The organism is Streptomyces alanosinicus (assembly GCF_014650595.1).
Lineage (GTDB): Bacteria > Actinomycetota > Actinomycetes > Streptomycetales > Streptomycetaceae > Streptomyces > Streptomyces alanosinicus.
Map to the genome: position 1 here is coordinate 328,749 of NZ_BMVG01000003.1, position 13,768 is coordinate 342,516.

At 72.9% G+C, this 13,768-nt stretch carries 11 protein-coding genes and 1 pseudogene; 5 read left to right on the forward strand and 7 right to left on the reverse strand.

Annotated features, from left to right (window positions below; translation table 11 throughout):
- Positions 1-184 precede the first annotated feature (184 nt).
- On the reverse strand, positions 185-2,389 hold the full coding sequence (gene cyc2, locus IE277_RS10055) for a germacradienol/geosmin synthase Cyc2 (protein ID WP_189950662.1): 2,205 nt from the start codon (positions 2,387-2,389) through the stop codon (positions 185-187).
- A gap of 181 nt (positions 2,390-2,570) precedes the next feature.
- Between cyc2 and IE277_RS10060 the strand changes: the two genes are divergently transcribed.
- Both IE277_RS10060 and IE277_RS10065 read left to right on the forward strand, forming a co-directional pair.
- The gene (locus IE277_RS10060; protein ID WP_189950663.1) at positions 2,571-3,479 is read left to right on the forward strand and encodes an alpha/beta fold hydrolase; all 909 of its coding nucleotides are present in this window, start codon (positions 2,571-2,573) and stop codon (positions 3,477-3,479) included.
- Entirely contained in the window at positions 3,476-4,756 is a 1,281-nt protein-coding gene (locus IE277_RS10065; protein ID WP_189950665.1) for a cytochrome P450, read from the forward strand. The genes IE277_RS10060 and IE277_RS10065 overlap by 4 nt, the downstream gene beginning before the upstream one ends.
- Here IE277_RS10065 and IE277_RS10070 read toward each other — a convergent pair.
- Positions 4,728-5,962, reverse strand: a pseudogene (locus tag IE277_RS10070) (damage-control phosphatase ARMT1 family protein). The gene IE277_RS10065 and the pseudogene IE277_RS10070 sit on opposite strands and share 29 nt — an antisense overlap.
- Positions 5,963-5,983: 21 nt before the next feature.
- Positions 5,984-6,631 (reverse strand): ScbR family autoregulator-binding transcription factor, encoded by a 648-nt coding sequence (locus IE277_RS10075; RefSeq protein WP_189950667.1) that lies wholly within the window; start codon positions 6,629-6,631, stop codon positions 5,984-5,986.
- A gap of 369 nt (positions 6,632-7,000) precedes the next feature.
- On the opposite strand from IE277_RS10075, the gene IE277_RS47035 reads away from it, so the two are divergent.
- Positions 7,001-7,267 (forward strand): hypothetical protein, encoded by a 267-nt coding sequence (locus IE277_RS47035; protein WP_229881155.1) that lies wholly within the window; start codon positions 7,001-7,003, stop codon positions 7,265-7,267.
- A 102-nt stretch (positions 7,268-7,369) separates the two neighbouring features.
- On the opposite strand, the gene IE277_RS10085 is transcribed toward IE277_RS47035, so the two are convergent.
- A complete protein-coding gene (locus IE277_RS10085; protein WP_189950668.1) occupies positions 7,370-8,023 on the reverse strand; it encodes a Tat pathway signal sequence domain protein in 654 nt (217 codons plus the stop codon).
- 640 nt (positions 8,024-8,663) lie between these two features.
- On the opposite strand from IE277_RS10085, the gene IE277_RS10090 reads away from it, so the two are divergent.
- Positions 8,664-9,362 (forward strand): DUF6230 family protein, encoded by a 699-nt coding sequence (locus IE277_RS10090; protein ID WP_189950670.1) that lies wholly within the window; start codon positions 8,664-8,666, stop codon positions 9,360-9,362.
- Between the two features lie 5 nt (positions 9,363-9,367).
- The gene (locus IE277_RS10095; RefSeq protein WP_189950672.1) at positions 9,368-9,823 is read left to right on the forward strand and encodes a DUF6114 domain-containing protein; all 456 of its coding nucleotides are present in this window, start codon (positions 9,368-9,370) and stop codon (positions 9,821-9,823) included.
- A 257-nt stretch (positions 9,824-10,080) separates the two neighbouring features.
- Here IE277_RS10095 and tatA read toward each other — a convergent pair whose 3' ends face one another.
- Genes tatA through IE277_RS10110 form a run of 3 tightly spaced genes read right to left on the reverse strand, consistent with a single transcriptional unit; the run spans position 10,081 to position 13,614 of the window.
- Positions 10,081-10,377 (reverse strand): Sec-independent protein translocase subunit TatA, encoded by a 297-nt coding sequence (gene tatA / locus IE277_RS10100; RefSeq protein ID WP_189950675.1) that lies wholly within the window; start codon positions 10,375-10,377, stop codon positions 10,081-10,083.
- A gap of 56 nt (positions 10,378-10,433) precedes the next feature.
- Positions 10,434-13,256: a cation-translocating P-type ATPase gene (locus IE277_RS10105; protein ID WP_189950677.1), complete on the reverse strand. Its 2,823-nt coding sequence runs from the start codon at positions 13,254-13,256 to the stop codon at positions 10,434-10,436.
- Positions 13,246-13,614, reverse strand: a complete 369-nt coding sequence (locus IE277_RS10110; protein ID WP_189950679.1) for an ArsR/SmtB family transcription factor — start codon at positions 13,612-13,614, stop codon at positions 13,246-13,248. Before IE277_RS10110 ends, IE277_RS10105 begins: the two co-directional genes overlap by 11 nt.
- Between the last annotated feature and the right edge of the window lie 154 nt (positions 13,615-13,768).

Here is a 13,768-nt window from a genome sequence, read left to right on the forward strand (position 1 = left end):
TCCTGCTGGTGCCTACCCGGGGCGCCGGGCCGCGACGAGACACGAACGAGTGAGACTGGCCGGAGGGTGGCGCAGGGTAGTCATCACCCTTAGGGGCGAGAGCCGGCATCCTCAGGGGCGGGAACCGGCGTCGCCGTCGGCGCCGGGACTCACGGCCGCGCCACCCCGCTCACCCCGCCCCCACTCACCCCGTCCCCACCAGCCTGCGCGCCACCTCGGCCGGGCAGCGGTCGGCGCCCAGGGCCGGCGGGGCGGGCGCGCGGTCGGGCAGGAAGCCGTGGGAGCGGCGGGCGAGCCACTGGGCCTTGTAGCGGTCGGTCTCGCGGTGCCAGTTCATGACCCCGGCGAGCCAGTTCCGCAGGTCGCGCACATAGTCGTCCATGACGGCGCGCTCCTCCCGCGTCAGCGCGAAGTCGTCGCAGAGGACGGGCAGTTCGTGTGCGACGATGTGCTCGAACTGCTGCATACGCTGGGTCGTCAGATCATGGACGACGCCGAGCGCGGTCGGGTAGTCCACGCCGAAGAAGTTCTGCACCACGAGGACGGCGTTGTGGAACTCCCCCTCGTACTCGATCTCCTTCTGGTACGAGAAGATGTCGTTCACGAGGCCGCCGTAGTCGATGGCGGCGTTCTCCAGTGAGCGCACCGGACCGCTGCGGTACACCTCGGGCGGGATCGCGGGTCCTTGGCCCATCCGGCACAGGCTCAGGGTGAGGTCGGAGCCGAAGGTGGCGCGCCGCATCTCCAGATAGTCGACCGGGTCGGGGACACGGTTCTGCAGCTGGTTGGACAGCTCCCACAGCCAGCTCTCGGTCATCACGTCCACGGAGTCCTTGACGATCTGCCGCTGCTCCGTGGTCATCCCGGCGGTCATGCGCGCCCACAGGTCGGTCAGGCCGCGTTCCATGGCGTTCGCCGGGACGACCGCCGATTCGCCGTCCAGGGGCATGCACTGCGACAGCCGGGCCGTGCTCAGCCGCGCGCCGGCCAGGTCCCGGCGACGGCCGTACACCAGCGGGTAGTAGTCGTCGGCGTACGTCCCCCAGGCGAGCCACTGGGTGCTGAGGTCGAGGGCCTCGGGGGTGGCGTCCGGGTCCAGTCCGGCGGCGCACAGCGCGAGGTCGGCGGCGGCGAGCTTGTCCTCGTCCCAGACGCCTTCCTCCAGGATGCCCGTGCGGTGCGACCAGGCGAGCAGATGGCGGCGTGCGCCGTCCAGATGAGGGCTCAGGCTCACCTCGTACGGCATGTGGAACTCGGGCAGGACCGAGGGGCCGACCTTCTGGTGGGGCACATGGGTGTAGGCGCGCAGGCGTTCCTGGGCGGCGGAGGCCAGCAGCGCGCCGACGTCGGCGGCCGAGGTGCCGGGGTGGCTCAGCAGCTGCCAGGGGGAGCCGGGGCGCGCGCCCTTGTTCATATAGCGGCTGGAGCGCATGTGCCATTCGTGGCCGCCGGCCTGCCAGTCCTGAAGTCCCTTGGTGTAGGCGGCGACCGCGGCGATCTGGTCCGGGGTGAGGCCCTTCTCCAGCGCCACGGCGGGGACTTCGGTGAACGCGGTGTGCTCGAACTGGTGCAGACGCGAGGTGAGGATGTCGTTGACGCGCTCGGCGGCCTCCTGGGTCGTACAGCCGAAGAACTTCTCCAGCACGAGGACGCCGTTGCTGTTCTCGCCCTCGTCCTCGACCTCGCGCTGGTAGGAGAACAGGTCGTTGCGCAGATGGACGGCGTCGGAGAACGTCTCCATGAGGACCCGCAGCGGCCGGGTGCCGGAGACGGCGGCGGGCACCTCGGCGGTCGCGTACTCCACGAGCCCCGACGACCAGGGGGCGCCGCCCACCTTGCGGCGCATCTCGATGTACTCGACGGGGTTGGCGATCCGCCCCTCGTCGATGTTCGACAGCTCCCACATCGACTCGTTGAGCAGATGCTCGGTGGCCAGGGAGAAGCGGCGGCGCCAGTCCACGGACATCGACGGCACCGTGCGCGCCCACAGATCCTTGAGGCCCGCCTCGACGGGGTTCGCCGGCTCGGGCACGGGGGTGGCCGGGTCGAGCGGCATGAACAGCGGCAGCCGGTCCAGATGGGCCTTTCCGGCGGCCCGGTCCGGGGTGCGCTTGAACATGTCGAGGAAGTGGTCGTCGAAGAAGAACACCCACACGTACCAGTCGGTGATCAGGGAGAGAGCGGGTCCGTCGCAGTCGGGGTGGGTGTAGGCGCACAGGAGCCCGTAGTCGTGCGCCTCCAGGTCGGCCTGCTCCCAGATCCCGGAGCCTTCCAGCATGCCCATCTCGCGCGCCCAGGCGGTCGAGTGGGCACGGGCCTCGTCGAGGTGCGGGTTGAGCCGCGCGGGATACGGCATGTAGAAGCGCGGGAGTTCGAACGGCTGCGTCATGGCCGGGGCCCTACCCGCGGCCTCCGACCGCCATCCGCGGCGCGGGAGATGATCACACCATCGCGTGAACCGCCCCCGAAACGTGGAACGTTCACCGCTGTCCGTGAGCATCGGTGCGAGCATGGGCGGGTGCCTCGCGTGTGCCCTTGCCGTGTTCGGGGACGCGGGCCACGGTAGGCGCATGACCTCCTTTGTGCTGCCCCATGAGGTGCACGGCGACGGCTCCCACAAGGTGTTCGCCGTGCACGGCTGGTTCGCCGACCGGTCCGCGTACGCCGCCGTCCTGCCCGACCTCGACCGCACCGCGTTCAGCTATGCGCTGGTCGACCTGCGCGGCTACGGCGAGGCCCGGGACGCGGCGGGCGCGTACACGACGGCCGAGGCGGCCGCGGACCTGGTGGAGCTGGCCGACCGGCTGGGCTGGGAACGGTTCTCGGTGATCGGGCATTCCATGGGCGGCGCGGTCGCGCAGCGGCTGGCGGCCGTCGCACCGGACCGGCTGCGCCGGATCGTGGGTGTCTCCCCGGTGCCCGCCTCGGGCCTGCCGCTGGCCGGCGAGCAGGCCGCGCTGTTCACCGACGCCGCGCACCGGCCGGAGAACCGGCGCGCGATCATCGACTTCACCACCGGGGGCCGGCGGCCCGCCGCCTGGCTCGACCGGATGGTCGCCCTCTCGCTGGAGCGCAGCGACGCGACGGCGTTCCGGGCCTGGCTGGAGTCATGGGCGGGCGAGGACTTCCACGCCGACGTCGAGGGCAGCGAGGTGCCCGCCCTGGCCGTCGCCGGCGGACTCGACCCGGCGCTGTCGCCGGAGGTCATGCGGCAGACCTGGCTGTCCTGGTATCCGCGGGCCGAACTCGTGGCCCTGCCGTTCGCGGGGCACTACGCCATGGACGAGTGCCCGCTGGAGCTGATCCGTGTGGTCGAGGACTTCCTGCGGGCCGACGCCGGACATCCGCCGTGGACCGCGGCCGCCACGGACGAGCCGGACCCGGCGGCCACGGATGACCCGGCCCCGGCCGGAGAGGGCGACCGGGCCCCAGCCGCAGAGGACGACCGGGCGCCGGCCGGCGAGGGCGAGCCGGCATGAGGGTGCCCGACGGGGTGCGGGTGCGCGAGGACCCGCCGGTGCCCGATGTGTTCGACCCACGCCGGTACGCCGCCGGTGTGCCGCATGCCGACTACCGCGTGCTGCGCGATCACCATCCGGTCGCCTGGCAGGAGGAGCCGGAGGTACTGGGCTGGCCGGCCGGGCCGGGGTTCTGGGCGGTGACCCGGCACGCGGACGTCGTACGGGTACTCAAGGACGCGACGACGTACTCCTCCCACCTCGGCGCGACCCAGATCCGTGATCCGGACCCGGAGGACCTGCCGTTCATCCGGGGCATGATGCTCAATCAGGATCCGCCGCGGCACGGCCGGTTGCGGCGGCTGGTGAGCCGCGCGTTCACGCCGGGCCGGGTCGACCGGTTCGCGGCGCTCGCCCGGGAGCGGGCGCGGACCCTGCTCGCCGGAGCACTCCGGCAGGCACGCGAGGGCGACGGCACGGTCGATCTGGTGGCGGCCGTCACCGACGAGTACGCCCTGCTCAACCTGGCGGATCTGCTGGGCGTCCCGGAGAGCGACCGGCGGCTGCTGCTGCACTGGACGCAGCGGGTCATCGGCTACCAGGACCCCGACGAGGCCGGCCCCCCGGTGCGGGACGAGGCGGGCAGGCCGGTGAACCCGCGCTCCCCGGCGATGCTGGCGGACATGTTCGCCTATGCGCGGCAGCTGGCCGCGCACAAGCGGCACCACCCGGCGGACGACGTCATGACCACGCTCGCCGGGGACGCCGAACTCGCGGACGCCGAGCTGGAGATGTTCTTCTTCCTGCTCACCGTCGCGGGCAACGACACCGTGCGCAGCGCGGCGCCCGGCGGACTGCTCGCGCTGGCACAGCACCCGGAGGCCTACGCGTCGTTGCGTGCCGGAAAGAGCGAACTTCCGCTGGCCGTCGAGGAGTTGCTGCGCTGGCATCCGCCCGTGCTGACCTTCCGCCGGACCGCCGCGCGGGACACGGAGCTGGCGGGGCGGCGGATCCGGGCCGGTGACAAGGTCGTGGTCTTCCATGCCTCGGCCAACCGGGACGAGCGGGTCTTCACCGATCCCGCCCGGCTCGACCTCGCCCGCTCCCCCAACCCGCATGTGTCCTTCGGCGACGGCCCGCACGTCTGCCTGGGCGCCCACTTCGCGCGGCTGCAACTACGGCTGCTCCACACGGAGCTGCTGGGCGCGCTCCCCGAGCTGCGGCTCGCCGCGCCCGCGGAGCGGCTCGTGTCGAACTTCATCAACGGCATCAAGTCGCTTCCGCTCCGGGCCACTTGAGAGCGACCTGGACCAGCGCATGGGCGCCGCTGGTGCGCCAGCGCCGGCCCTCGGCCGCCACCAGCGCGGACTCGGTCGCCGGGGACAGGCCGGTGATCACGTCCGACTTCAGGGTGCGCAGCGCGGCGACCGGGCCGGGGAAGTACCGGGTCGTCTCCGCGAACGGCGTGGTCGGCGGCCACCTCCGGTCGCCCACCAGACGCCGGTAGTTGAGGTCCCCCTTGAACACGGTCAGCGTGGCCGCCGCGAACTCGGCACGCAGGTCGTCCGGCATCCGGTCGTACGGCAGCGGGGCGCAGGAGAAGGGGTGGGCGCGCACGGTGAGCCGGCCGTCCGCCATGGCCGACCAGAGCACGCGCGCGTAGTCGCCGGCCACGCCCGGCGCCGCCCGGAGCCGGTGCAGCGCGTCGACGACGTCGGCGGTCGTGGCGTCGGAGACGTAGTACGGGTACGGCTTGATGTGCAGCACGGCGCGCGCGGCCCGGCCCTCGGCGAGGAGATGGGCGATCAGCAGCAGATCCGGGACGAGTTCACGGCCCGCGTTGTCCGCGACCAGGACGAGGGTGGCCGCACCGCCGGGCGGCAGCTGCGACCACAGGGCCGCACTGTCGTCGGCCACCAGCGCGGGCACGGGGTCCTGGGCCTCGGCGCCTTCGGCGGAGAGCCGGAAGCCGAGGTCGGCGCGGTTGCCCCACAGCGAGCCGTGCAGCAGGGCGCATGCCCGCTCCGGCTCCGGCAGGGTCGGCAGGGCGTCCAGCGCGGCCAGTTCCGCGTCGGTCTCCGGAGCGTCCGGTTCGGCGCGCTTGAACGGGCGGAAGGGGTCGATGCCCTGCCAGGCGCCGGGGTCGAACCAGCCGACGGCCTGGAGCAGCCGGCGGTAGAAGTAGCTCTCGGACCACAGCCACGGCACGTCGTACCAGGGGCGTCCGACGCGGTCGGGCAGGCCCCACTCCCGCCACCGCTCCCGGTCCGGGGCGCCGGAGGGCAACGGCCCGATCGTCCCCTCCGTGCAGCTCTTCAGCAGCTCGTCCAGCGCCTGGCGCTGGCCGGGGCCGTACGGGAAGGCGCCCCGCACCTGTCTGATGATCGCGGGGTGCCTCCCCCACTGCCTGACGGGCGTGGGAGGTACCCCCGGGCGAGCACGCTGTGCGGGAACGAGCCGGGTTCGTTGCCGAGGATCACGGGGGCGGACGGGGTGTCGGGCATGTCTCCAACGTATAGCGCGGGTCAGGCGGTTCTGATCTCCCGCTCCAGCTGCGTGGCGAGTGTGACGTAGCGGGGGCGGCGGTGCACCGGGACCAGGCCCCGGATCAGCAGGTGCCACATCTCGGCGACGCGGCGCGGCAGCCGTCCGACCGGTTCGAGGGAGCGGCCCGCGACCCGGGTGCCGACGAAGAAGGAGACCAGGGAGTGCGCGACGATGCCGACGTCGAGATCGCCGTGCAGATCGGACTCCCGGACGGCCGCGGTGAATTTGCGTGTCGAGAATTCCAGCCATTCTGTGAACGGGTGCCTGAGCGGCGGCCGTACGGCGATGTCGGCGGTGGCGAGTCGGAGGGCGGCACGGGGCACCGGGTCCTCCACAGCGAGCCGGGCGACCCCGAAAGTGGTGCGCATCAGGGACTCCAGCGAGGAGTAGCCCCGGCTCTCGACCTCGGCGACGAGCTGTTGCCCAGCCCTGGCGTTGAGTTCGAGGATGGCCTGGGCGAGGTCCTCCTTGGCGGCGAAGTGGAAATACAGCGCGCCCTTGGTGACCTTCGCGTGTGCGACGATGTCGCTCAGGCTCGTTGATTCATAGCCGTGCCGGTCGAACAGATCGGCGGCGGCCGTGATGATCGTTGCCCGGGTCTGCTCAGCGCGTAACTGCCTCGCCATCCTGGACCCCTCCTCGCGGCTCTAAACGAACGGGACATGCGGTTTTTTCTTAACCCCTCGCACACGATATCTCACCGAGCGGCAGCAGGAGCCCTGGGGTGCGGGCCGAAATGACGACACGTGTCACCCATGGATCCGGCACCTGACGGCCCCTCGGCGGTCCTTGGGGCGGGGCGAGACCGGACGAGACCAGAGACAAGACCAGAACGGTTCCCCCTTCGTCGCCCGACCGTTCGCGGCAGCTGCGGGGTGACGGCGCCGGACCCATGATCGCCACGATACGAGGCCGACCGCCGGCTCCTCAACGGGTCCTCGAAGCAGGCGCGAAACATCCCAAGCGGTCGGTGCTCGCGCGCCCCCGCGTCACCGATGCGCCGCTCCGCCCGGCGGCGTCGACGCGAGGTCGAGAAGGGGCGGGGGCGGGAGCCGGGGGCGGCGCAGGCCGCGGACGCGCGCACCACGGACGGGCACGGCGTGGACGGGCACGGCACGGACGGGCGTGGCGTGGACGGGCACGGCACGGACGGGCGTGGCGCGGGCTCGGGGCCCTCGGCGCACATGCCGACGGGCGGCGCCGCCGCGGTGCTGGTGTGCACCGGGGGCGCCGCCCAGGTTCCGCGGCTACGACGGCCGTGAACTCGCCGTCATATCGGTTCAGTTGTCGGTTCAGTTGTCGGTTCAGTTGTCGGTTCGGTTATCGGTTCGGTTATCGGTGCAGTTGTCGGTTCAGCTAACGATTCAGTTGACGTAGACCCGGGCACCGCCGTCCGTCACCGGTGCGTACTTGGCGGTGAAGTAGCCGTTGGCGAAGCACAGCGACGAGCCGGAGGACTTGGTGAACTGCTGGTTGGTGAAGCTGATGCTGCTGTCGGCGTTGTCCGCCTTCCCGGTGAGGGAGGGCGCCTGGTAGACGCAGGTGATGCTGCCCAGCAGGGTCTTCAGCTTGACCGTGGTCTGGATGGTCGAGCCGCTGGCCGGAGAGACCGTGAGGGTGCCGGCGGAGGCGACCGTCGCCGTGTACGGCAGGTTGTCGACGGTGATGCTGCTGACGCCGGTGACACCCGGGACGTTGCTGGTGCAGGACGCGGCGTCGAAGGTATGCCCGGTGACGGACTCGGTGGCCGTACCGGGGGCGGTCGGGTTGCCGGTGACCTTGGCGGTGAACTGAGAGGACGTGCAGGTGACACCGCTGGTGCCGGTCGCGCTGGAGTAGAGCGTGGCGGAGGTGCCGGAGGCCAGGGGCGCGATGAGGGTGTCGCCGGTCGCCGCGGCGGTGCCGCCCGCGCTGCCGGTGGTCAGGACGGCGCTGCCGTCGGCGGAGGCCGGGGCGGCCACCGCCAGGGCGAGTGCGGTGGCGGTGCCGGCGAGGGCGAGGAGGGAGCGCGTACGCATGCGGGTGCCTCTTTCCTGGGTGGGGTCCGGACGAGGTGGGGTGGGGGGTGGCGGACGGGGGCCGTGCGGCAGGGCACCGAGGCGCGCGGGAGGGGGTGCGGTGCCGCCGGCGCCGGGCCGTTGTGCCTTCTCCGTACGCGACGGACCGGCGACGGCGGCGGACCGGGCACCGGCCGAAGACCTCGAGGGAAGGCCTTCGGCCGGGCCGGCGGAGGCGGGCGGGCACGGCCTGGGGGAATGGGCCGTGCGCGGCCGCGGTGGAGAGAACGGTTTCCGCGAGCCGAGGTGAGCGGCCGACATGAGAGGGCCGGCAATCGCGGCCGGTGCCGCTCGTCGGATCCGGCGCCACGGATCCGTGAAGCAGGGCAAGTTGTAGACCTGATCAAGCGTCAACGTCAAGGCGTTTCAAGGGAGTTGCGGGTCCAGGTCGCGGTCCGGGCACATCCGACACCCTTTTTTCACATCTCCCTTGACCCTCCGAAGTAACCGGCGGTAACTTGCTCGGAAGGCTACTGTCGCGTAGCGAGAAAGCCCTTGCTCCGCCGGGGTGCGAGGAGGCGTACGCGACGGTCGCTGTCCGCGCCAGGACATCGCGCCGCTGAAGCCCAACCCGCATTGATCCATGCCCATGGGAGCAGACATGGCCTCGTCCCCGGACGTCCCGTCCGCCGGCAACACCCCCGAGAACCCGGGAAACGGTTCACCCTCCGAAGCGCCGCAGACCGCCGGGACCGCCACCGGCGGCGAGCGACGGGGCCGGGTCCGGGCCCGCCGGGCCGCGGTGATGGCGGTGCCCGCCACCCTCGTTGCCGCCACCCTCGCGGTCCTCACCGCGCAGGGGGCGCTCGGCGTGCAGTTCGCGATCTCCGGCATGCCGTTCACGGTCACGGCGACGGAACTCGACGGAACCGGTTTCGAGCAGTTCGGCGGCCTCGACAACATGGCGGAGGGCAGCCCGAACGCCGGGGACACCGGCGGGCAGGAGCTCGTCGTCACCTCCGCGATCAAGAACGCCACGCTCGACCATCTGTGCCAGAGCGTCGACCTCGGCGGCACCAACCTGCTCATCACGGCGGGCAGCGGCGCCACCAAGGTGACGGCGAGCGACCTGGCCACCGATTCCACCCAGCTGTCCGGCGACGCGGCGTTCAACAACATCGAGATCGGCAACGACGCGAGCACGCTGACCAAGGCGGGCGTGAAGGGTCCGATCGGGGTCTTCAGCCAGCAGGCCGACACCGTGCGCATCGCCCATCTGCGGCAGACCAACTACGCGACGACAGCAGGGGTGTTCAAGCTTCCCGGCCTCAAGCTCCGCTTCAGCGGCTCGGGTTGCTGAGAGCGGTGTCCGAGCGTCCACGCCAGGGAGCGCGGGCCGCGTTCCGCGGCTGGCGGGCCCGCCGGCCGTTCTGGGGCGGGCTGCTGCTCGCCCTGGCCGGTGGTGAGATCCTGCTGACCGAGAAGGCCTCGCTGAAGGTCGTGATGCACATCGGCATGCAGGGGCTCGCCGGCTATCTGCTGCCGACGCTGATGGCGCTGCTGGGTCTGCTGGTCCTGTTCAACCCCGCGCAGCGGCTCTTCTACTCCATCACCGGCGTCCTGGTCTCGCTGGGCACCTGGATGACCTCCAACCTGGGCGGCTTCTTCGTCGGCCTGCTACTGGGCGTCACCGGCAGCTGCCTCGCCTTCGGCTGGCTCCCCGACCAGGAACCGCGCGTCAGCCTCCGCGAACGCCGCAGGCAGGCGAGGGCGGCGGCACCGGCCGCGCCGGCCGAGGGGGCGGAGGGCACGACGGCCTGACCCGCGCCGGCAGGCAGCACGGCGGCCTGACGGGCACCGGCGGGCAGCACACGGCGGCACCACCGGGCAGCACACGGCAGCCCGACCAGCGTCACCAGGCAGCACACGGCGACCCGACCGCCACCACCGGGCAGCACACAGCGGCCCGACCAGCACCACCAGGCAGCACACAGCAGCTCGACCGGCGTCGCCGGGCAGTGCCGCGGCGGTCTGCCGGGCGCCGCAGTGCCACGCGCGGCGCCCATCGGCTCCCGCTGTCAGCCCGCGGTGACCGGCGGCTCGGCGGACGTGGGCGCCGCCGGCTGCCGGGTCGTACCCGCGTCCGCCGTCGTGCGGACCTCGCTCGCCCGCAGGACCTGCGACGGCTCCACGGTCGAGGCCCCCTCGCCCGGAGCGGCGCTCTCGTCCTTCATCGCCTTCGCCTCGCTCTTGAGGATGCGCATCGACTTGCCGAGCGCCCGCGCGGTGTCCGGGAGCTTGCGGGATCCGAACAGCACGAGGAACACGACCGCGACGATCAACAGGTGCCAGGGCTCGAGTCCGTTGCGGAGCATGGCCGCCCCCTTCTCATGAATGCTTGCCGTCTTGCGCAACTGTACAACCTGCTGGGTCAGACTTCGGAGCGGACCTTCGCCACAGTGAGTGCCAGCGCGTACAGGCCGAGGACGGCGGCGAGCAGCAGGTGGTACGCGGCGGGCAGGGCGGTCATGCCGAGCGCGGCGCCGAGCGGACTGGGCGGTACGGCGAGTCCGACGACGGCGAGCAGGACGGCGGCCCAGCCGACCGGTCCGGGCCGGCCGCCACGCGCGAGGCGCCGGCCGTCGCGCAGCAGCAGCATCACGAGTGCCTGCGTGAGCAGGTTCTCGGTGAACCAGGCCGAGTGGAAGACCGCCTCGTCGTCCAGGGCGTCGGGACCGTCCAGGGCGAGCGCGAGGACGCCGAAGGTGGCGAGGTCGGCGAACGCGTTGAGCACGCCGAAGCCGGTGATGAACCGCAGGAACGCGGGCGGCCGCAGCACGGTCGGCCGGCGCAGTTCGCGGGGAGCGGGGCGGTCGTGGGCGAAGGCGAGCTGGGCGGCGTCGAAGCACAGGTTCTGCGCGAGCACCTGGACCGGGAGCATCGGCAGGAAGGGCAGCAGCAGTCCGGCGGCGAGCATGGCGAGGACGTTGCCGAGGTTGGAGGAGAGGGTCACGCGCAGATAGGCGGCGATGTTGGCGCTGCTGCGCCGGCCGGCGGTGACGGCGTGTCCGATGGCGGTGAGGTCCTTCTCGGCGAGCACGACATCCGCGCTCTCCCGGGCGACCGCCACGGCCCCGCGCGGCGCGATCCCGACGTCGGCGGCGAGTAGCGCGGCGATGTCGTTGACGCCGTCCCCGAGGAAGCCGACGGTGTGCCCGGCGGCCCGCAGCCCGGCGATCACACGGGCCTTGTCCTCGGGCGTGCAGCGGGCGACGACCACGGTGCCTTCGGCAGGGAACACACCACCGCTGCCGTCTGCCCCACCGGCCCCGGAGCCACCCCCCCTTGCCACGCCGGCCCCGGTCTCACCGCCCCCTGCCTCACCGGCCCAGGACCCTCCGACCGCTGCATCGCCGGCCGAGGACTCGCCGCCTCGTGTCTCGCCGGCCCCAGCCCCTCCGACCCCTGCCGCGCCAGCCCGTGTCTCACCACCCACTGTCCCGCCCGCCCAGGACTCACCGACCCCTGCCTCACCGGCCCCTGAATCGCCTTCCCCTGCCTCGTCCGCCCCGAGGCGGGTGACGGTGGTGTCGGCCGGGGTGGAGTCGGTGGTGTGCGGGGCCTTGTCCGGGGGTGCCGTCGCGGTGCGTATATCGGCGGGTTCCAGGCCCAGTTCCCGGCAGACGCGGGCCGCGGTCGCGGGGTGGTCGCCGGTGAGGAGGTGGACCTGGATGCCGAGGCCGGCGAGGGTGCGCAGGGACTCGGCGGCGCCGGGGGCGATTTCGTCGTGGAAGGTGACCAGGCCGCGGAAGGTGAGGCCGCGTTCGTCGGCCGGAGTGTACGGGCGGGTGCGACCAGGGCGGTCGGCGGTGGCGACGGCCAGCACACGCTGCCCTGACTCGGCCTCGCGCGCGGCGAGCGCGAGCAGCCGCGCCCGCTCGGCGGCCGGCAGCTCGCAGCGCTCCAGGACGTCCTCGGCGGCCCCCTTGGTGATCAGCAGATGGTGGCCGAGCCGGCCGGCGACCACGGCGGTGGCAAGGCGCCGCCCCGGAGCGACGGGCAGCGCGGCGAGCCCGTCGTACTCCTCGCCGGCGTCCTGGACGAGGTCGAGCAGGGCCTCGTCGAGGGCGTCGGGGGCCGGCAGTTCGGCCAGTTGCAGGGTCCACCAGGCGCCGGCGGCCGCCCAGCGCAGCACCTCCGGATCGTCCCGGCCGTCGGGTCCGAGGGAGCGGGCGACGACGGGCCGGTCCTGGGTGAGGGTGCCCGTCTTGTCCACGCACAGCACGTCGATCGCGCCGAGGTCGTGCAGCGCGGGCAGCCGCCGTACGACGACCCGGCGGGTGCGGGCCAGCAGCGCGGCGCTGCGGGCGAGGCAGGTGGTGACGATCACCGGGAGCATCTCGGGGGTGAGCCCGACGGCCACCGCCACGGCGAACGGCAGGGTCTCCAGGCCCCGGCCGCGCACCGCCGCGCCCGCCATGAGCACCAGCGGCGGGGTGAGCAGCATGAACCGGACCAGCACCCAGGCGATGCCGTGCACGGACCGGTCGAAGGCGCTCGGTCCGCGCGGCGGGGCCGTCCGCCCGGCGGCGGCGAACCGGGTGTGCGGCCCGGTCGCCACGACGACGGCGGTGGCGCTGCCCGCGACGACGGCGCTGCCCTGGAAGCACAGCGCGGACTCGGCATCCGGCTCCGGCCGGTCGGCGGCCTCCTTCGGCACGGGTGCGGACTCGCCGGTGAGCGTGTCCTCGCGCACGGTCAGCGCGCGGCTGCGCAGCAGTCGTACGTCGGCGGGGACGAGGTCGCCGGGGCAAAGCCGTACGACGTCGCCGGGGACCAGGTCGGCCACCGGGACCTCGTGGGTGCGCGGGGCGGCGGCGCCGTCGGTGCGGCGCAGCACGGTGGCCGTGCCGGTGACCAGTTCGCGCAGGGCGGCGAGCGAGCGGTCGGCGCGCCGTTCCCCGGCCGCGCGCAGCACACAGCTGACGGCGACCAGCGCGAGGATCACCGTGGCGGTGCCCCAGGAGGCGACGAACGCGGAGACCAGGCCGAGGGTGAGGAGCACGGCCGTGAACGGGTCGCGCAGACCGGCGAGGCCCCGCCGCAGCACGGAGGGGGTGCGCACAGAAGGCGGGCTGTTCTCGCCGTGGGCGGCGAGCCGGCCGGCGGCCTCGGCGTCGGTCAGTCCGCGCGGACCGGTCTCCAGGCGCCGCAGCACCTGCAGAGACGTCCCGGTCACCGGCTCAGAGGCCATGGAGGCGGCGGGCCGGCGCCGGGGCGGCCGCGTCCCGCTCGGCGAGCCGGCCGACGAGCAGGCGTACGACGTCGACGACGGCGGCCTGTCCGGCGGCGTCCACGAAGTACACCTGGCGGCGGCCCTCGCGACGGGAGCGGACGAGTCCGGCCAGCTTCAGCTTGGTCAGATGCTGGCTGACGGCGGGCAGCGCGCCGCCGACCCGCTCGGCGAGCCCGGTGACATCGCTCTCCCCGTGGATCAGCGCCCACACGATGTGCAGCCGGGCGGGCGAGGCGAGCAGTCCGAAGGCGGCGGCCGCCTCGGTGAGCACCTCGGCGGAGGGATCCTGATGGCCGGTGCCGGGCACTGTCACCACTGTCGTCTTCCTCTGTTTCCTCTGTGTCCGGTAGGTCGCGCGTGTCCGGTAGGTCGTGCCGAGTCTCGGCCGGGTGGGGTGCGGATGGGGTGTTCGGGCTGTGTGCGGGGAATCAGTCTAGGTCGGCCGGAACTTCCCGGCCGTCCCGTTAGTT